At 48.0% G+C, this 19484-nt stretch carries 15 protein-coding genes and 1 pseudogene; 8 read left to right on the top strand and 8 right to left on the bottom strand.

Features of this window, described 5'->3' with window-relative positions:
- Together AC1DXC_RS26100 and hscA are read right to left on the bottom strand one after the other, a co-directional pair.
- Positions 1 to 199 (bottom strand): annotated as a pseudogene (locus AC1DXC_RS26100) (hypothetical protein); the annotation flags it as partial.
- Between the two features lie 208 nt (positions 200 to 407).
- Complete coding sequence (gene hscA / locus AC1DXC_RS26095) at positions 408 to 2264, bottom strand: Fe-S protein assembly chaperone HscA (RefSeq protein ID WP_477462119.1); 1857 nt, start codon at positions 2262 to 2264, stop codon at positions 408 to 410.
- A 331-nt stretch (positions 2265 to 2595) separates the two neighbouring features.
- On the opposite strand from hscA, the gene AC1DXC_RS26090 reads away from it, so the two are divergent.
- Positions 2596 to 5415 carry a TolB family protein gene (locus AC1DXC_RS26090; RefSeq protein ID WP_477462118.1) on the top strand — a complete coding sequence of 940 codons (2820 nt, stop codon included), beginning with the start codon at positions 2596 to 2598 and terminating at the stop codon, positions 5413 to 5415.
- A 203-nt stretch (positions 5416 to 5618) separates the two neighbouring features.
- Here the strand turns inward: AC1DXC_RS26090 and AC1DXC_RS26085 are convergent, their stop codons facing one another.
- From AC1DXC_RS26085 to AC1DXC_RS26075, 3 genes are all read right to left on the bottom strand, one after another.
- Positions 5619 to 6362, bottom strand: a complete 744-nt coding sequence (locus AC1DXC_RS26085) for a copper homeostasis protein CutC (protein ID WP_477462117.1) — start codon at positions 6360 to 6362, stop codon at positions 5619 to 5621.
- 114 nt (positions 6363 to 6476) lie between these two features.
- A complete protein-coding gene (locus AC1DXC_RS26080; RefSeq protein ID WP_477462116.1) occupies positions 6477 to 7511 on the bottom strand; it encodes a glycosylasparaginase in 1035 nt (344 codons plus the stop codon).
- A gap of 222 nt (positions 7512 to 7733) precedes the next feature.
- The gene (locus AC1DXC_RS26075) at positions 7734 to 7976 is read right to left on the bottom strand and encodes a putative signal transducing protein (RefSeq protein ID WP_477462115.1); all 243 of its coding nucleotides are present in this window, start codon (positions 7974 to 7976) and stop codon (positions 7734 to 7736) included.
- 53 nt (positions 7977 to 8029) lie between these two features.
- Here AC1DXC_RS26075 and AC1DXC_RS26070 point away from each other — a divergent pair, with 53 nt between their 5' ends.
- Positions 8030 to 8971 carry a helix-turn-helix transcriptional regulator gene (locus tag AC1DXC_RS26070; RefSeq protein ID WP_477462114.1) on the top strand — a complete coding sequence of 314 codons (942 nt, stop codon included), beginning with the start codon at positions 8030 to 8032 and terminating at the stop codon, positions 8969 to 8971.
- 263 nt (positions 8972 to 9234) lie between these two features.
- The gene (locus AC1DXC_RS26065) at positions 9235 to 9696 is read left to right on the top strand and encodes a GyrI-like domain-containing protein (RefSeq protein ID WP_477462113.1); all 462 of its coding nucleotides are present in this window, start codon (positions 9235 to 9237) and stop codon (positions 9694 to 9696) included.
- A gap of 17 nt (positions 9697 to 9713) precedes the next feature.
- Here the strand turns inward: AC1DXC_RS26065 and AC1DXC_RS26060 are convergent, their stop codons facing one another.
- A complete protein-coding gene (locus tag AC1DXC_RS26060) occupies positions 9714 to 9839 on the bottom strand; it encodes a hypothetical protein (RefSeq protein WP_477462112.1) in 126 nt (41 codons plus the stop codon).
- 96 nt (positions 9840 to 9935) lie between these two features.
- Here AC1DXC_RS26060 and AC1DXC_RS26055 point away from each other — a divergent pair, with 96 nt between their 5' ends.
- From AC1DXC_RS26055 to AC1DXC_RS26035, 5 genes are all read left to right on the top strand, one after another.
- Positions 9936 to 12254 (top strand): PSD1 and planctomycete cytochrome C domain-containing protein, encoded by a 2319-nt coding sequence (locus AC1DXC_RS26055; RefSeq protein WP_477462111.1) that lies wholly within the window; start codon positions 9936 to 9938, stop codon positions 12252 to 12254.
- A gap of 1 nt (position 12255) precedes the next feature.
- The gene (locus AC1DXC_RS26050) at positions 12256 to 13713 is read left to right on the top strand and encodes a DUF1501 domain-containing protein (protein WP_477462110.1); all 1458 of its coding nucleotides are present in this window, start codon (positions 12256 to 12258) and stop codon (positions 13711 to 13713) included.
- A gap of 174 nt (positions 13714 to 13887) precedes the next feature.
- Complete coding sequence (locus AC1DXC_RS26045) at positions 13888 to 14913, top strand: NHL repeat-containing protein (RefSeq protein WP_477462109.1); 1026 nt, start codon at positions 13888 to 13890, stop codon at positions 14911 to 14913.
- 25 nt (positions 14914 to 14938) lie between these two features.
- The gene (locus tag AC1DXC_RS26040) at positions 14939 to 17095 is read left to right on the top strand and encodes a c-type cytochrome domain-containing protein (protein ID WP_477462108.1); all 2157 of its coding nucleotides are present in this window, start codon (positions 14939 to 14941) and stop codon (positions 17093 to 17095) included.
- A gap of 54 nt (positions 17096 to 17149) precedes the next feature.
- On the top strand, positions 17150 to 17344 hold the full coding sequence (locus AC1DXC_RS26035; protein WP_477462107.1) for a hypothetical protein: 195 nt from the start codon (positions 17150 to 17152) through the stop codon (positions 17342 to 17344).
- Between the two features lie 41 nt (positions 17345 to 17385).
- Here AC1DXC_RS26035 and AC1DXC_RS26030 read toward each other — a convergent pair whose 3' ends face one another.
- On the bottom strand, positions 17386 to 18720 hold the full coding sequence (locus tag AC1DXC_RS26030) for a dihydroorotase (RefSeq protein ID WP_477462106.1): 1335 nt from the start codon (positions 18718 to 18720) through the stop codon (positions 17386 to 17388).
- 101 nt (positions 18721 to 18821) lie between these two features.
- On the bottom strand, positions 18822 to 19463 hold the full coding sequence (locus AC1DXC_RS26025) for a hypothetical protein (RefSeq protein ID WP_477462105.1): 642 nt from the start codon (positions 19461 to 19463) through the stop codon (positions 18822 to 18824).
- Positions 19464 to 19484: the final 21 nt, after the last annotated feature.

The following is a 19484-nucleotide window of genomic DNA, read 5'->3' as shown; positions in this document are numbered from 1 at the left end:
ACTTTATGTCGTCTGGTAAGGCTAACTCTTCCACTACCTCCGCTTTGATTACTGCCGGTTTTTTCTGCTTCCTTTGCTTTGACATCACCATCCGGTGGATTTGAGTTCGGGATATTCCATACTTCTTTGCTAAAGTACGATAACTTAAACCCCCTACATTATGGTCTTCAAGAATCAATGAGGCTACTTTCTCTTCCATATTTGTTTACTTAATGTGTAAACCTATTTCAGGACGAGACACACTCATTCTTGTGGTATTTATTAACCGGTTAATAATAAGGCTGTTGCGTGCCTTACCTAAAGTTTAGGGGCGTTCCAATGTGTTCCACAAAAAACTGCAACCATTTGATAATCAGCACTAATTTAAAAATAAGCGTTCCACATTTAAAGTGGAACACCTACGCAATTTACTCCACGCTCTTCCCCCTCATCGCCGTGCCAACGGCTATATCCATCACGCGTTCGGCAAAGGGGCGGGTGAAGTTGTTCAGCTCGTCGATCTTGGCGTGTATCAGGTCTTTATCTTCGGTTCCTAATGCTACCTGCAGGTTAGTAAGGTATTGTTTGGTTTGAGTAATCTCTGCTTCATCCAGCAAGCTGCCGTTCTTTTCTAAGAAGCGCTCCACCTGGTACACCATTTGCTCGCCTTCGGTTTTGGCTTCTATCAGCATGCGGGCAGCAACGTCATCTTTAGCGTTAGTGATGCTGTCTATCAGCATTTTCTCTACCAATTCGTCGTTAATGCCGTAGGCGGGTTTCACTTCTACTTCCTGCTTTACGCCGCTACGCAGTTCGATGGCCTGCACTTTCAATATACCATCGGCATTCAAAATAAAGTTGATATCCACCTTGGGGAAACCTGCCGGCATGGCGGGTATGCCTTTCAGCTCGAATTCGGCCAGTTTGCGGTTCTCTTTTATCAAATCCCGCTCACCCTGATAAACGGCAATCTTCATGTTCACCTGTCCATCTTTGCTGGTGGTGTATTGCCTGCCTGCTTTAGTGGGTATTTTGCTGTTGCGGGGGATGATGGTATCCATCAAACCGCCCATGGTTTCTATACCCAACGACAGCGGGGTAACATCCAGCAGTAAGATATCGCTTCGGTTGCCGGCCAAAACGTCGGCTTGTATCGCGGCGCCAAGTGCGACCACCTCATCCGGGTTCACATCATCGTGCACCGGGCGACCAAAAAACTCGGCGACCATTTTCTTCACCAAAGCGGTACGGGTACTGCCGCCCACCATAATTACCTCATCAATATCAGCAACCGTAAGTTTGGCATCGTTCAATGCATTCTGGCAGGCGGTGATGGTTTGCTGCACTTTCGGTAATATCAATTCCTCGAAGGTATTGCGGTCGATAGTGCACCATATGTCGCCGATTTTCTCATTAAACAAACTTTGGTACGCAAATGCTTTCTTGGCTTCCTCGGCTTTCAGGCGGAGTTGTTGGGTAAGCTCGCGGTTATTGGCAAGTTCGGCTTTATCTATATTGTTCTTTTCAATCCAGTAATCGGCAATGGCCCGGTCAAAATCGTCGCCGCCTAAAAAGGTATCGCCATTGGTAGATAGCACCTCGAAGATGCCGTTCTGTATCTGCAGTATCGATACGTCGAAAGTGCCACCGCCTAAATCGTAAACGGCAACGGTTTTGGTTTCTTCGGGGTTAAGGCCGATGCCGTAGGCAAGGCTGGCTGCGGTTGGTTCGTTCACGATGCGCAAGACATCAAGCCCGGCCAGTTTGCCTGCATCCCTTGTTGCCTGTCGTTGCGAATCGTTAAAGTAGGCTGGCACGGTAATTACAGCGCGGTTTACCGGCGTTTTCAGCGCGTGCTCGGCGCGCGCCTTCAGTTCTTTCAGTATAAGGCCCGATAGTTCGATAGGGGTGTAGAATTTATCGCCCACCTTTATTTTTACCAGGCTTTCAGTATCATCGTCGATAATTTTGTACGAGAAGAAGTTTTGATAATTCTTTACATCCGCGTAGGAGCGGCCTAAAAGGCGCTTTACCGAAAATACGGTGTTCTGCGGGTCGGTTATCAGATATTCTTTGGCTTCGTTGCCTACTGTAATATCGCCTGTTTGGCCAAAATGCACTACCGAGGGCACCAAAACGCCCTTGCCGGTATCGTTGATTACTTTCGGGTTCTTGTCCGGGTCGATAAAGGCTACCAGCGAGTTGGTGGTACCCAGGTCAATCCCTACGATGATATCTTCTTTTTGTATAGAGCCTGTTGCCAGGTTGATAGAAACTTTAGCCATGATGTATCGGTAACAAAGGGCAAATGTACGTGGTTTTGAGGCAGGAAATGTCATTTGGATTTCGGATTTGCATACAACCGCGTCCTTGCGAGCGATAGCGTGGCAATCCTCGGCAAGCAGAGCCACTTTGCTAATCCGACCTGCTTGCCGATGATTATTAATGTGTTTCATCGTTTTTTAAAGGAATTAATGAGCTCCCTTCGGTCGGTTGTCCGCGTCGCCCTACTTCTCAGTGCTGCCCTTCGCTCCTCGCAAGGACGATGTGGCGAGCTTTGTCAAAAAAAGCTTCTCCTAACATCACCATCACACAATTTTTCCTACTTTCACCCCAATGATAAACCGCTTCTGCCAAACCCTGCTACTGCTACTCATCACTGCTACTTCCGCAATGGCCCAGCAGTTCGGGGGCAACCCGCCATCTATCAAATGGAAGCAGGTAAATACCCCGGCAACAAAAGTAATCTTTCCCGAAGGGATGGATTCGGCGGCTATGCAGGTGGCCAATATCATCCAATACATCAACCCGAAGATAAAACCCAGCATCGGTTTCAGGCAGAAGCAAATCAGCATCGTGCTGCAAAATCAAACTACCATATCAAACGCATACGTTGGCTTAGCGCCCTTCCGCAGCGAATTTTACCTGATGCCTTCACAGAACAGCTTCGAGATAGGCAGTTTGTATTGGCCGGGGCAGCTGGCCATCCACGAATTCAGGCATGTGCAGCAATACAATAATTTCAATGTGGGGCTTTCGCATGCGCTGCGCATGGTTTTCGGCGAGGGGGGGCAGGCCCTGGGGAATGATTTGGCTATACCCAACTGGTTTTTTGAGGGCGATGCTGTTTATAACGAAACCCTGGTAAGCCCGCAGGGCAGGGGCCGGCTCCCTTATTTTTACAATGGCTTCCGCGCGCTATGGGCAGCCGGCAAGGATTACAGCTGGATGAAGCTGCGCAACGGATCCTACGTAGATTTCGTGCCCGACCATTACCCCCTTGGCTATATGATGGTGGCCTATGGCCGCGAGACGTACGGCAGCGATTTCTGGGGAAAGGTTACGCATGATGCTGCGGCGTTTAAAACAGGGTTTTATCCTTTTCAGAATGCTATAAAAAAATACTCGGGGAAAAACTATAAGGTCTTCAGAGAAAACGCGTTTGCTCAATTTAAGAAACAATTCGCCAACGAAGTCATAGCCAGCGATCATGGCGAAGACGGGCATTTTATCGCTAACGAAGAATATCCAGCATTTGTGAACGATAGTACGCTTATTTATCTCAAAACTACCTATAATCATATTCCGGAGTTTGTTATCCGTTCAAAATATAACGAGCGGACCATTGCCAAGCAGTCAATTAATACCGACAGCTATTTTACTTATCATGATGGGAAAGTAGTTTACGCTGCCTACCGCCCCGATCTGCGCTGGGGTTACCGTAACTATAATGAGTTGGTGGTGCTGGATATTAATACGGGTAAAGAGCAGCGGATAACCCGCAAAACCAAGTATTTTTCTCCTGCATTTAGTAACGATGGCAAAACCATTGTAGCTGTTGATGTACAGCCATCAGGTAAGAGCGACTTACATTTATTAGATGCATCAACAGGAAAAGTACTTTCGGTAATTCCGAATCCTGATAACCTGTTTTACACCTATCCTGAATTTTTTGCTAATGATAAGATCGTTTCCGCAGTAAGAAATGGAAAAGGGCAGATGGCTCTGGCGTCGATTGATATTAAAAACGGCGCAGTTAGATATCTTACGTCATTTAGCTTTGAGCCCATAGGCTTTATTGCAGTGGCGGACGACCGGATTGTCTTCAGCAAAACGACCGGGTTGTACGACAAATTATTTGTATTGTATCTTAAAAGCGGTAAGGTGTATTTGAAGCATACCAATATGAGGAGTTTGGCCTCTGAAATAGGTGCTTATCAACCGACCGTATTGGGTTCTAAAATGGCTTGGGTTGGCTTTAGACCCAGCGGCTATTATATCCATAAAGCCGACAAGGATCTTAAGGAAACGCTGTTAAGCGAAACTGATTCTTTATCCAACTTTGGCATCAACAAATTAGTCCAGGATTCCGCCGCCAACCTCCTTACGTCCGTCCCCAACACGCCGCTTACCGTCACCAGATACAGCAAGGCGCACGGACTGTTCAATTTCCACAGTATCTTCCCTAATTTGAACGACCCCAACTATTCGCTGGAGCTGGCGGGAGAGAATGTGCTGAATACCTTCCAGTCGCGCCTCTCCTTCAACTATAACCGCGACGAAGGTTACAAACGCATTGGCTACACCGGCATTTACGGTGCGCTGTTCCCATACATCTCGGCGGGTGCCAATTATACCTTCGACAGGCGGGGCTTCTATAAAGGCAATAGCATTTATTTCAACGAAACCGACCTGCACGCCGGACTGGAAGTGCCGCTCGATTTCACGGCCGGCAAAACATCCACTTTCCTGGATTTCGGCAGCGATGTGTACTACAGCCAGCGCCGTTTCCAGGAAGCGTTCCGCAGCCAGTTTGCAGATAGGCACTACACCTATTTGAATAACTACATCAGCTTTAGCAACCAGATACAGCAGGCCAAACAACAAATAAACCCACGCCTGGCGCAAAGCATCAGCCTTAATTATAAAACCGCCATAGCGGGGCTTAGCGCAACGCAGTTTTTGGGTACAGGTTCCTTTTATTTCCCTGGTTTTTCGGTTACCCATAGCCTGGTTATCAGTGGCGCTTATCAGCAAAAGGGAAAAGATAATAGTATCGGTTTCTCTAATGATTTCCCGTTCTCCAAAGGATATACCGCCGAAAGTTTGGATAAAATGCAAAAGTACGGTTTGAGCTACCATTTCCCTATTGCATACCCTGATGCGGGTTTCGGTAACCTCGCTTACCTACTCCGCGTACGCGGATACCTGTTTTACGACCATACCCACGCCACCGACGGCAGTTTCCTGCTCAATGGCAAACCGTTCAACGCCAATTTTCGCTCTGCAGGCGCGGCCTTGTTTTTCGATGGGAAGATATTTAACCAGGCAGCCATATCATTTGGCATCAGGTATAGCTATTTATTGGATGACGACCTGTTTGGTGGAAACGGCAAAAACAGGATAGAGCTGGTGTTGCCGGTGAGTATATTTTAGGGAGTAATCACCACCTCGTCCTTGCGAGCGATAGCGTGGCAATCATCGGCTGGAAGAGCCGTATGCAAATCCGACTTGCCCGCCAGGTATTACTAATGTATTTTTTTGTTTTTCAAAGGAATTAATGAGTTCCCCTCGGTCGGTTGTCCACGTCGCCTCCGTGCGTATGCCAGCGTTGCTCCTAAAGCAATCACGGTTCCTTATCAACTATTCGCCGCAGTAATAATGCTTTTTACTACTTCTACACCGGTCACATCTATACCGTATTCATCTTTCAAGCCGTTGCTTAGCAGGATGTGGTCGTTATGGTATTCCATTTTGCCTGGCACGTGGATACGGGCGGAAGAATGCACTTCGGTAACGTTGGTAAAGTGCACCAAATCGGCAACGTTATTTGGGTTAACCCCGCTTCCGGCCATAATGGCTATACGGCCCGTGGCTTTCTCTACCAGGTGATTGAGCATATTAGCACCCTCCATGGCCGTGCTTTTGCCACCCGAGGTAAGTATGCGGTCGCAGCCCAGTTCTATTATGTCTTCCAGCGACTGATAAAGATCGGCACACATATCGAAAGCCCGGTGGAAGGTTACGCCCAGCCCGAATTGCTTAGCCATGCGCACCAGTTCCAGGCAGCGGGGTTTATCTATGGTGCCATCGGCGTTCAGGATGCCAATCACGATGCCGTCGGCTCCAGCTTCTATGCAGTTGCGCACATCGGCTTTTATCACTTCGTATTCCAGGTCCGAATATAGGAAATCTCCGCTTCGGGGGCGTATCAGCACAAAAAGTTGGATATGCAGGAGTTTGCGGGCCAATAGTAACTGCCCGTACGATGGGGTAGTGCCGCCTTCAGCAAGGTTCTCGCAAAGCTCCACCCGCACTGCGCCGCCTTCCTGCGCCGCCAATGCCGATGTTACCGAATTGGAGCAAACTTCAAGTTGGATCATAGTTAATGGTTCATGGTTCATAGCTACGTTAGTAGGCAATGGCCCGTAGTTCATCGTAGCTTAGCAAAGGTAAAACTTCGGCTATGAACTATCAACTATGATCCATGAACCAAATCACTTCTTCTCGTCTTTATAAAAACTTTTGCCGGGGATGAGCAAATCTTGTTTATCGGCGTTGCATACCGCGAAAGAGAAACCCTCCTGTATAGCATATGCGCCGTACTCGCCTTTTTTATTGATGGCCAAAAAGCCAACCTGTATCTTCTTTGCAGTCTCTGGTTTTTTACGGATGATGCGATTTACTGCCTCCTTACAAGCATCCTCGGGCGATAGGCCCTGGCGCATCAGTTCTACCACCAGAAAGCTGCCCACGTTGCGTATTACTTCCTCGCCAACGCCGGTTGAGGTTGCGCCGCCCACTTCGTTATCTACATATAAGCCCGCGCCAATGATGGGGCTGTCGCCTACGCGGCCGTGCAGTTTAAAGGCCATGCCGCTGGTGGTGCAGGCCCCGCTTATGTTTCCTTTGACATCTAAAGCCAGCATACCGATGGTATCGTGATTGTATTTGCCGCCCGGGCGGTGCGAGCCGTTCTCTATGTTTATCTGGGGTGAATACTCGGCCTTTATCAGCCATTTCTTCCATTCCTTTTCCGACTCCGGGGTGAGCAATTTCTCGCGTTTGAATCCCTGTTCTACCGCAAACTGACTTGCGCCATCGCCAACCAGCATTACGTGCGGAGTTTTTTCCATCACCAAACGCGCTACCGAAATAGGGTGGGCAATATCCTCCATGGCGGCCACCGAGCCGCAGTTGCCGAATTCGTCCATAATGCAGGCATCTAAGGTAACGTACCCGTCGCGGTCGGGGTAGCCGGCGCGACCTACGGTATGGTTCTTCATGTCGGCCTCGGGTATCTTTACGCCGGCTTCTACGGCATCAAGCGCGCGGCCGCCCGCTGCAAGGGTTTTCCAGGCTTCTTTGTTAGCCGCGATACCAAAATCCCAGGTAGAAATTACAACAGGAAAGCCACCGCCTGCGGCTTCGCTTGCCTTATTAATTGCGGGCTTTGCTAAACTGTATTGAGATATAGCTGCTAATGAAGCACTTGCGGCGGTTGCTTTAATGAATTTACGGCGATCGATCATAAGGCTAATATATAATAATCAGGTAAAAATACCTGCTTTTGTATCAGGTTTGATACAATTGGGAGGTGGGGTAGTAAGAAAGTCCGGAAGTCGGAAAGTCCGGAAGAAAGATGCTGAGTAAGCGATAACACAATATTTGCGATCATGTCATAACTTCCTTAAATTTCCAATATTGTCGTTATCCTCCGTCTTTCTGACTTTCGGACTTCCCGACTTCTAACTTTACTCCTCAATCTCATTATCATCAGCCAATATTTGGCGGGCGCGTTCCAAATCGCGCTCGAATATCTTTATCTTGATGCCGCCGGTTGCCTGGTTATAAAATGGCTGGGCTGCGAGGATGTTCTCATCGGCAATAAAACAGGAGATGCCGCTGTCTTCCAGTCGTGTTTGGATGATGTGGGCCAGCATGGGGTCGTAGTAGCTTTCGAAAGTGATGATTTTATCGTTGTCGTTTGCGCTCATAATTATTAAACTCTGTTTGGCGCAAATTAGTTTAATTTTGTTTATTTTGAGGTATGAACCGCATCGACCGCATCTCCGCAATACTCATCCAACTGCAATCGCGCAGGGTGGTGAAGGCCAGCGATATTGCGGAACGGTTCGGCATCAGCCTGCGTACGGTTTACCGTGATGTGCGCTCGCTGGAAGAAGCCGGCATCCCGGTTATCGGCGAGGCCGGGGTGGGGTACTCCCTGGTAGATGGTTACCGCCTGCCGCCCATTATGTTTACCCGCGAGGAGGCCACCGCTTTTCTGACGGCCGAAAAATTTGTGGAGAAGATGACCGATGCTTCTACCGCAGCGCAGCATAAATCGGCCATGTATAAAGTGCGGGCCATCCTCAAAACAGCAGAAAAAGACCTGCTGGAAAGCATGGATGCCAGCATAGAAGTACTTAAAAGCCAAACCCAACGGCGCATTAACAATAACGACCACCTGCAGCCCATCCTTGGCGCTATTGCCAATAAGAAGGTGCTTTACATAGATTACATGGCCGGCTACAGTCAGGAAAAAACCAAGCGCGAGGTGGAGCCGGTAGGCATATTTTACCTGAACGGTTATTGGCACCTCATTGCCTTTTGCCGCATGCGGCAGGATTACCGCGACTTCCGTGCAGACCGTATCCGTTCCCTTGCCGAAACCGAACATACCTTTGAGGGTAAGCATCCCACACTGAAAAGCTATATCGCCCAAACAGCGTCAGAACATAAGCTGGAAACTATCGTAATGCGGGTAGACAATGAAATGGTGCGATACCTGTCTGATCAGAAATACTACAACGGCTTCGTGTCTGAAGTTCAGCTGGAGAACCAGGTGGAGATGACCTTCCTCACCATGTCGGTAGAGGGTTTCGTGCGCTGGTTTATGACCTACGGCGACCAGTCCGAAATCGTGAGCCCGGATTTCGTGAAGGCCAGGATAAAGGCGATAGCAGCTGAAATAGTAGCGCGGAATTGAATTTATTATGCCGTATGCGTTTTTTATGATCTTACGTCCTGGACTATCACCGTATGGGAATCGGATGCGGCAATGAAGATTTTCAGAGGTATTGGGGCGTATAAAAAAGTGATGCGCAACCTCCCAAACTGGTGCTACGAAGCCCGAGTTTAGGAATGTACCTCGGCCTGTTAAATATTTAAATAGATTATTAATATAAATGATATAATAATCTGTTAATTAGTGTAATTATAAATCAATATAACAAATAGTGATATAACCAAATGGACTTTAAAACAATAGAATTACCCTTGTTTTTCGTAGCGGGCATCTCAGTGCGTACTATTAATAAAGCGGGCCGTGCCGATAAAGATATTGGTAGCCTTTGGCAGCGCTTTACCCAGGAGAACCTGGCCGATAAACTGGAAGACAAGGAAGGCAGCGAACTCTATTGTGTATATACCGATTATGAATCGGATCATACCGATTACTATACCGCTATTCTCGGTTGCAAAGTGAGTTCCATCGAATACCTTCCCGAGGGATTTACAGGCAAAGCTATTGCGCCGGGCAAGTACAACGTTTACACGCCCGAAGGAAAATTCCCGGCAAACATTGCCGCCACCTGGCAGCACATTTGGGCCGCTGCGGAAGGCCGCATCTACACTGCCGATTTTGATGTTTACGATGTGGCCGGTAAAAATTTTGAGGACATCCAATCGAAGGTTTACGTGGCGGTAGATTAACAAAAAACGGCACTGCTTTATTTTTCTGAACCATCGTAACCCAAGCGCAGCATTTCCGGGTCGAATTTCTTTAGCTTATCCGGTAGCCTTTCGCCAGCCGGGTAAATTGCCGTGTTATCTATTATCTCCAAATTAAACTTCAATTACGTTGTTTAATGGTTGATTTTTTTAGGTCGAAAATGTTTTGGTTTTCGCTACATTTGATGAACGACCCCGATTGTAAAACCAACATTAAACTGATGTTCCCAAGATTGAATCACGCATGGCTTTTGATAGCCGGTTGCATTTTGTGTGCTTTGCAAGCCTGCAATTCAACAGGTCAAACGGATGATGAGCAGGTACCCGATACGATCAGTTATAATTTCAACATCCGCCCTATACTTTCTGATAAGTGTTTTAAATGCCATGGCCCCGATGCCGGGCATCGCGAAGCTGATTTGCGGCTGGATATTCCGGAGATAGCCTACGCTGCGCTTAAAGATAATCCAACTGCGCATGCATTGGTTCCCGGTGATCCGTCTTTATCTGAAGTTTACCGCCGCATAACTACTAAGGATACAGCGGAACAAATGCCGCCGGCATCTTCTAACCTGAAGAAACTGACGCCGTTTGAAACAGACCTTATAAAAGCCTGGATAAAGCAGGGCGCCAAATATGAAAAGCACTGGGCCTTCGTTGCCCCGCGGGCCCACGCTATACCTGCAGTAAAGAATAACGCCTGGGTGAGAAACCCCATAGATAATTTTGTCCTTCAAAAACTGGAGCAGAAGGGCTTTGAGCCCAATGCCGAAGCCGATAAAGAACGCCTGCTGAAAAGGCTATCGCTTGATTTGACAGGATTGCCGCCTACCCTGAAAATGATGGATGATTTTTTGGCCGACAAAAGCCCCGATGCTTATCAAAAAATGGTTGATCGCTTAATGGCCGCCCCGCAATACGGAGAAAAAATGGCTTTGCACTGGCTGGACGTTTCGCGTTATGCCGATTCACATGGATATCAGGACGATAACTACCGTACCCAGTGGCCATGGCGCGATTGGGTAATACACGCCTTTAACGAGAATTTGCCTTACGATAAATTTATCACATGGCAGTTGGCCGGCGACCAAATACCCAATGCAACTAAAGAACAGTTGCTGGCAACCGGCTTTAACCGAAACCACAAAATTACCGAAGAGGGCGGTGTAATTGACGAAGAATACCGCGTAAGCTACGTAACCGACCGCACCAACACGTTCGGCAAGGCCTTGCTTGGCGTAACCCTGGAGTGCGCCCACTGCCACGACCATAAGTACGACCCCTTTTCTCAAAAAGAATATTACCAGGTGTTCGCCTTTTTCAATAGCGTAAAAGAGGCAGGGCTGCAATCTACGGTAGGTGGCCCCGAAACCTATGCCAAGCGCCCGATGATGCAAATAAGCAATCAGGACGTAAAAGATGTGTTGAAATTCATCAACAAGCAGGATACTGATAAACTCATCGTATCCATTATGGCCGACAGCGAATACGTGCGCCCTACGTACATCCTGAAACGGGGGAATTACGATGCACATGGCGACCAGGTTGCGGCCGGCACGCCCAAATCGATACTGCCATTTACCGCGAATTATCCAAAAAACAGGCTGGGCTTATCTGAATGGCTTTTCAACAAAAACAACCCGCTTACGGCAAGAGTGTTTGTAAACCAGGTTTGGCAGGAGTTTTTTGGCAAGGGGATTGTAAAAAGTTCGGGCGATTTTGGCATGCAGGGCGATTTGCCTACCCATCCTGAGTTGTTGGACTGGCTTGCTGTAGACTTTATGAACCACGGCTGGGATATGAAACGGTTGGTGAAACAAGTGGTAATGTCGGCCACGTACCGGCAATCGGCAGTGGTTAGCCCCGATAAACTCAAAGCAGACCCCGATAATATTTACCTCGCGCGTGGCCCGCGTAACCGTTTACCTGCCGAGTTTGTGCGCGATTTGGTTTTAGCAAGCAGTGGGTTGCTAAAACCTAAAATAGGAGGCCCAAGCGTAAATCCCTATCAGCCACCCGGCCTTTGGGAAAATGCCACATCGGGCAGGGGGCAATTGGCCACTTATAAGCAAGTACACGGCCCCGACTTGTACCGCAGGGGAATGTACACGCTTATCAAACGTACGGTGCCGCCGGCATCGCTGGCGATATTTGACGCCAGCAACCGCGATCAGTGCGAGGTGAAACGCCTGCGTACCAATACGCCGCTGCAGGCGCTGGTGATGCTGAACGACCCCACGGTGCTGGAAAGTGCAAGGGTATTGGCAGCCAAATTATTGCAGGATAATAGTCAATCAAAGGATAAGATCATCAAAGCATTCCGGCTCATTATGTGCCGGCATCCTCAGTATAAAGAACTGGCGATATTGACGGCGTACTACAATGAGGAACTAAAGAGCATGACCAAAGCCGATGCCGACAAACTATTGAAAGTAGGCGAGTACCCCGTACCGGCCAATGCAGACAAGTTGAAACTGGCCGCGATGATGAAAGTGGTTGACGCAATGTATAATTTAGAAGAGGCGATAACAAAAACCTGATATGGAAAAAGACTTTTTAGAAAGCAGGCTAAATATCAACCGGCGCAGGTTCCTTTCGAGGTTGAGCCTGGGTATCGGCAGCGCTGCGTTGGGTTCGTTGCTGATACCCGATCTGTTTAGCGGTAAGGGCGACGAGGCCGAGGCGGACTTTATTGCGGGCATCCCCAACTTTGCGCCAAAGGCCAAAAGGGTCATCTACCTGTTTCAGGATGGTGCGCCATCGCAACTGGAATCTTTCGATTACAAACCCAAGCTGCGCCAGATGATGGGGCAGGAGCTGCCACCGTCCGTCCGCGGTAACCAAATATTGACGGGGATGACCGCCAAGCAGGCATCATTTCCGCTGGTGGGTTCTTTTTACGATTTTAAGCAATACGGCGAATCACGGGCGTGGATAAGCGACCTGTTTCCGCATATTGGTAAAATAGCCGACGATATTTGCATCATACGCTCGATGAACACAGATGCCATTAATCACGACCCTGCGCTTACTTTTTTCCAAACGGGGGCACAGCAGGGTAACCGCCCCAGCATGGGCTCCTGGGTGAGCTATGGGCTCGGCAGCGAGAATAAAAACCTGCCGGCCTTTACGGTGCTGCTATCAAAAGGCAAAGGCAACGGGCAGGGCGTTTACTCCAAGCTTTGGAGCAATGGCTTTTTAGATTCGATACACCAGGGAGTGCAGTTTAGCAGCGGCGAGGACCCAATCCTTTACCTCAACGATCCCGAAGGTTTGAGCCGCCACGAACGCCGTAAAATGCTGGATAATTTGGCTGCGTTGAACGATATTAACTACAAAGAATTTGGTGACCCTGAGATAAATACCAAGATACAGCAATACGAAATGGCCTACCGGATGCAAACTGCGGTGCCGGAGATAATGGATGTATCGAAAGAATCGGACGATATTGTAAAAATGTACGGCCCGGAGTGTTTGGTCCCCGGCACCTACGCGGCCAATTGTTTATTAGCAAGGAAGCTGTCTGAAAACGGCGTTCGCTTCGTGCAGCTTTACCACCAGGGATGGGATCAACACAATAACCTGCCGCAGGAAATGGCGGGGCAGGCCAAGGATGTTGACCAGGCCTCTGCAGCATTGGTTACCGATTTGAAACAACGTGGCCTGCTTGACGAAACACTGGTGATTTGGGGCGGCGAGTTTGGGCGAACCAATTATAGCCAGGGCAAGCTGGATGTGGCTAATTACGGCCGCGACCATCACCCGCGCTGCTTCAGTGTTTGGATGGCCGGCGGCGGCATTAAGCCGGGGATGGTTTACGGCGAATCGGACGAGTTTGGGTACAACATTGTGAAGGACCCCGTACATGTACACGATTTCCACGCAACCATCCTAAATCAGTTAGGCATCGACCATAAAAAATTAACCTTTAAAAGCCAGGGTCGCCGCTACCGTTTAACTGATGTGGCGGGTAACGTGGTGAAGGGGATAATAACGTAGTAGCACACTCGCCACTGCGTCATTGCGAGGCACGAAGCAATCTCTACGCGGGCAGGGCCGCTATGCAAGTCTGCTCTGCTTACCGACGGTTGCCGCGCTTCGCTCGCAATGACGCGGTGGAGCGTACATCGGTGAAATCAAAAAAATCAGTGTAATCGGCGAAAACCAAATAATATGGAAAGAAAAGAATTTATAAAGCGTACCGCAGTCCTCTCGGCAGGGCTTATCATCACTAAAAACCTGTTTGCTAAAAGTGATGGGCCAATCTACGGTCACGGCAACATGCGCTACCGCATGGATAAAGATTGGAGCAAGGCCGATTCGCAGAAGAACCCGGTGAACGATTGCCACGAGATGGTGCAGGATAGCAAAGGCCGCATTTTGTTGCTCACCAACGAGACAAAAAACAACGTGCTTATCTACAATAAATCGGGCAAGCTGCTGACTACCTGGGGGCACGATTTTCCCGGAGCGCACGGGCTTACTTTGTTCAATGAGAACGGTACTGAATTTTTGTTTATCACCGATACCGCAAAACACCAGGTTTATAAAACCACGCTGGATGGCAAATTACTGCTGACCATGGATGTGCCGCTGGAAACCGGCGTTTACAAAAAAGCCGAAGAGTTTGTACCGACAGAAACCGCCATAGATACCAACGGCGATATTTATATTGCCGACGGCTATGGAGCGCAGTACATTACGCATTATGACAAGGATGGCAAACTGAAAGGCTTTTTCGGCGGCAAAGGTGAGGGCGACGAGCATTTGGATAATGCCCACGGTATCGTTATCGACAGACGTAAGGGGGCGCCAACATTGCTCATCACCGATCGTACGCGCAACTGCTTCAAGCGGTTTAGTATGGATGGCAAACTGCTGGAAATTACCAAACTTCCCGGTGCCTGTGTATGCCGCCCGGTTATTAAAGGCGATCATTTGTATGCCGCCGTACTTCGCTCGCCCGATTTGGGTAAGGAGAACTCCGGCTTTACCACCATCCTCGATAAAAATAATAAAGTAGTGTCTAACCTTGGTGGTACCGAACCGGTTTACGTAGATGGCGTATTACAGCCCATGGCTCAAGCTGAAAAAATCTTTCTGAACCCACATGATGTATGCGTGGATAACGACGAGAACCTGTATGTAGCGCAATGGGCATCTGGTAAGGTTTACCCTTATAAATTTACACGCGTTTAAATCCTTGCAGCACCACTTTTGATATATGAAGAGCAGCCATAAAGGTTTTGCGGATGCGGCGCTTTTTGCGCTGAATGTTTTTATTTTGGTTTTACTGGTGGCAGGGAATAGCCTGGTGGTGCCCCAATGGGTGCAACCTGCGGGCAGGATGCACCCGCTTATTCTCCATTTCCCTATCGTGATATTGATGCTGGCCATGCTGCTGGAGTATTTTCGCTTTCGGCCGGAGTTTGTTGGCGAAAAATTGTACCAGTCTTTTACTAATTATTTGTTGGTGCTGGGCGCTCTGTTTGCTTCGGTAACCGTAGTTATGGGGTTGTTGCTATCGCACGAACCGGGTTACGAGGGTAGCAATTTGCAATGGCATAAATGGTTTGGGGTAGGCGTAGCATTTGTGGGCTATGGTGTTTACCTCATCCGCAACCGCGAGCGGTACACCGCAACTATAGCCAAAACAGGTGCAATAGTTACCGTTTTTTGTTTGATAATGGCGGGACACTTCGGCGGTAATATTACCCATGGTGATGATTTTGTTTTTGGCCCGGTGATGGATAACAGCAAAAAACTGGTGCCGATAAACGAGGCGCTGGTTTACCGGGATGTGATAGCGCCCATCTTCGAGGCCAAATGCCAGAGCTGCCATAATGCCGATAAAATTAAGGGTGGCCTGAATCTTACCGAGGAGCAATCTATACTAAAAGGCGGCAAAAAAGGCAAGTTGTTTATAGCTGGCAACCCGCAAATGAGCCTGCTGTTGCAGCGTGTCCATCTCCCCGAAACCGAAAAGAAACACATGCCGCCTATTGGCAAGCCACAACTAACCGAAGAAGAGCAATTGCTGCTTTATTTTTGGGTAAAGAACAACGCCGATTTTAAAAAGAAAGTTATCGACCTGCCCGCTACCGATTCTCTGCGCATAATTGCCTCCTCGTTTTTAAAACCTGCGGAGAGTGCCGAAGAAACCTATGATTTTTCTGCAGCTAGCGAAGATGATATCAAAAAACTCAACAATAACTACCGGGTGGTTTACCCCTTGGCTGCCGAGTCGCCGGCTTTGGCGGTGAATATTTATAATAAAAGCACTTTTAATGTAAAGGCATTAGAGGAATTAAGCCCCATCAGCAAGCAGGTGGTTTCGCTCGACCTGAATAAAATGCCCGTAAAGGATGCCGACCTGAAAGCCATCGCCAAACTGCCAAACTTGCGCCGCCTGGTGCTCAATTTTAGCGATGTGACTGGGAAGGGGCTACAAGAGCTAAGCGCTTTGAAAAGACTGCACAGCCTTTCATTGGCAGGGGTGAAGCTAACTGTAGCCGATATCAAACAATTAGCGGCCATAAAAAGCCTTACCGAATTGGCTGTATGGGATACCGGCCTTAATCCTGCCGATTTTATATCCCTGCAGGCAAGCAACAAACAGTTGAAGGTATTAACCGGCTATAAAGATGATGGTAAGCCGGTTAAGCTTACCAACCCGCAGTTGAAAAATACTGCTGTGATATTTAGCGAGAGCTACGCGCTGCAGTTGGTTAACCCTATCAAAGGGGTTGATATACGTTACACCACAGACGGCACCGCACCGGATAGTAACCGCTCCCTGCTGTATAAACCGGGTACTGTTCTCACCCAAAGTACAGTAATAAAAGCCCGTGCTTTTAAACAGGGTTGGATTGGCAGCGATACGGTTCAGTTTAATGTTTACAAATGCCGGTACACACCCGATAGTGTAACGTTCATTACCCGCCCCGATGATAAGTATAAAGGCGACGGTGCCAAAACTATTGTTGATAAAGACCTTGGCGGTACAGGTTTCGGCAATGGGAAGTGGTTAGGGTCGCAAAAGGACCTGGAGATGATGATGTGGTTTAATAAACCTATCGAAATGCATTCCTTAGAACTCAATACCATGCGCAATATTGGTTCCCAGATATTTTTAGCAGCCGGGGTAGAAGTATGGGGTGGGCCGGATAAGAATCACTTGAAATTATTAAGCACTATAAAAACCGCCGCACCGCAGAAGGATGATCCTTTTGGACTAGTGCCTTTAACCTGTAAGCTCAAAACGGCGCAAATGGTATCGTGTATTAAGCTTGTTGCCAAACCTATCAAATCGGTACCCGATTGGCACCCCGCAAAAGGTAAATCAGGTTGGGTATTTATGGATGAGGTGTTTATAAATTAATATTAAAATGGTAATATTGTTTAAAACTTAGTCGTTTTCAGATGGATATCCGATATGAAAAAGATTGCTAAAATTGGATTTGTTATTGTCTTTGCGATAACCTGTATATTTGAACCGTCTGCATTGGAAATTATTGGTAGCGACAACGCAAAGCTTTCAGCAATAGCCAGGCGATTTTTTATATTAATAGGAATTGTATTGGTTATAGCGCTATTAGCTTGGTATTTAGGTGCCGGGACCAAGAAATAACATTAATGAGCCATCTGCGTAGGCGAGTAGTTTAAAGGATATTACCTCACAAAACTCATCCTTTGCCCGTAAATATCATCTATCACCTTACCACCTTCATAAGCCAGGTTCCCGCTCACAATGGTATGCGTAACACTTGATGCAAACTGCTGCCCCTCAAAAGGTGACCAGCCGCATTTGTATAAAATATTGCTTTTCTCAACTTCCCATTGTTTGTTCAAATCAACTAATACCAGATCTGCCCAGTAGCCTTGGCGTATGTAGCCGCGTTTCTCAATTTGGAAGCAGCGGGCCACGTTGTGTGCCATTTTTTCTGCAATTTGCACAAGCGTGATTTTGCCTTGTTTGTACAACTCCAGCATGGCGACTAATGCGTGCTGCACCAAGGGTCCGCCGCTTGGGGCCTGCAGGTATGCTTGGGCCTTTTCTTCGATGGTATGGGGTGCGTGGTCGGTCGCTATTACGTCTATGCGGCCATCAAGCACGGCGGCTAAAATGCCGTCGCGGTCAGTAGCGGTTTTAACCGCGGGGTTCCATTTAATGAGGTTGCCTTTGGTTTCGTAATCGGCATCGCTAAACCATAAATGGTGGATGCAGGCCTCGGCGGTTATGCGCTTGTCTTCCAGTTGGATATCATTGCTGAATAGATGCGTTTCTTTCTCTGTAGAGATATGCAGGATGTGCAGGCGGGTGTTGTGCTTTTTTGCCAGCTCTACTGCCATGCTGGATGACAGGTAACATGCTTCCGCGCTCCTTATTTTAGGGTGGAGTTGTATCGGAATGTTCTCGCCCAGTAACTGTTTGAAATGTTCGAGGTTGCTTTTAATGGTTGCCTCATCCTCGCAATGCGTAGCGATAAGCATAGGGGAGTTGGCGAACAAATTCTCCAGCGTGGTAGGGTTATCTACCAGCATATTGCCCGTCGAGGAGCCCATAAAAACTTTTATGCCGCATACATTTTTGGTATCGGTGCGTAGCACCTCATCCAAATTATCATTGCTGGCACCCATGTAAAAGGAATAGTTGGCCGGCGAGTTTTGCGCCGCTATGGCATATTTATCTTCGAGCAATTCGCGGGTGAGCGTATTGGGTACAGTATTGGGCATCTCCATAAAAGAGGTTATGCCCCCCGCCACAGCAGCGCGCGATTCGGTATAGATATTGCCCTTATGCGTAAGCCCCGGCTCGCGGAAATGCACCTGGTCGTCTATACAACCCGGCAAGAGGTAAAGCCCTTCGGCGTTGATTTCCCTATCGGCTTGTGCTTTGATGGAGCTATCGATACGTTCGATATAGCCGTCTTTAATGAATACATCGGCAACGAATTGTTTGCCTTCGTTTACTATGGTGGCGGCTTTAATGAGGATGGTTGGCATAGGGCAAAGATAGTTTTTAGAGTCAAGAATTAAGATACAAGAATCAAGATAGGAGGGTTAGTACGTCGCTGGTCGTGTCTCTTGATTCTAATCTCTTGAATCTAATTCTTGCCACCCCAATAATAATTCAACCCAAAGCTAAAGTTGTTGTTTAAGGCCAGGTTTACCGTGCTACCGTTAGTTTGGTAATTGTAATTATAGTTGAAATTGCCGAAACCCATGTTGATGCCCAGCTTTTGGGTGGGGAAGAAGACCACATTCGGTCCCCCGCCTACGTTTAATGAGCCGACTAAAAAGTTATTCAGCACATGGTTACTGCTGATACCCATCTGGGGGTAAATGCCGAATTTGTCGCTCAGCATCCAGTAATAACGCATGTTAATGGCCAGCCCGATGATATCGGTATGGTATTTACGCGTATAACTGTAGTTATCCGCAGCGTTGGTGGCAGAGTAATAGTTATTGGTTTCGGTGCCCGAAGTACGCGCATAGCCGGGTTGTATGCCAATCGTCCAATGTTTGTTCAGGAAGAAACCAAACTCGGGGCTGATGTTTAAGTTTAATATGCCCGTATTGAAATATTGCGTATTGCCCTGCGGATAGCTTACATAGCTGGAATATCCGGCTTCATCGTAATTAAGGTTGAAACTGCCGCCTATGTATTTGGCACCCTTGCCAATTTGGGCCGTAGACGCACCTGCGAAAAGTAGTATCGTAAAGGCGGTAAGTAGGTGTTTTTTCATGTGTGTGAATATAGCTGCGAA

Source organism: Mucilaginibacter sp. P2_D11, from assembly GCF_056404435.1.
The sequence above is the reverse complement of the archived record's forward strand: the minus strand, read 5'-3'. Positions and strand labels throughout refer to the sequence as shown.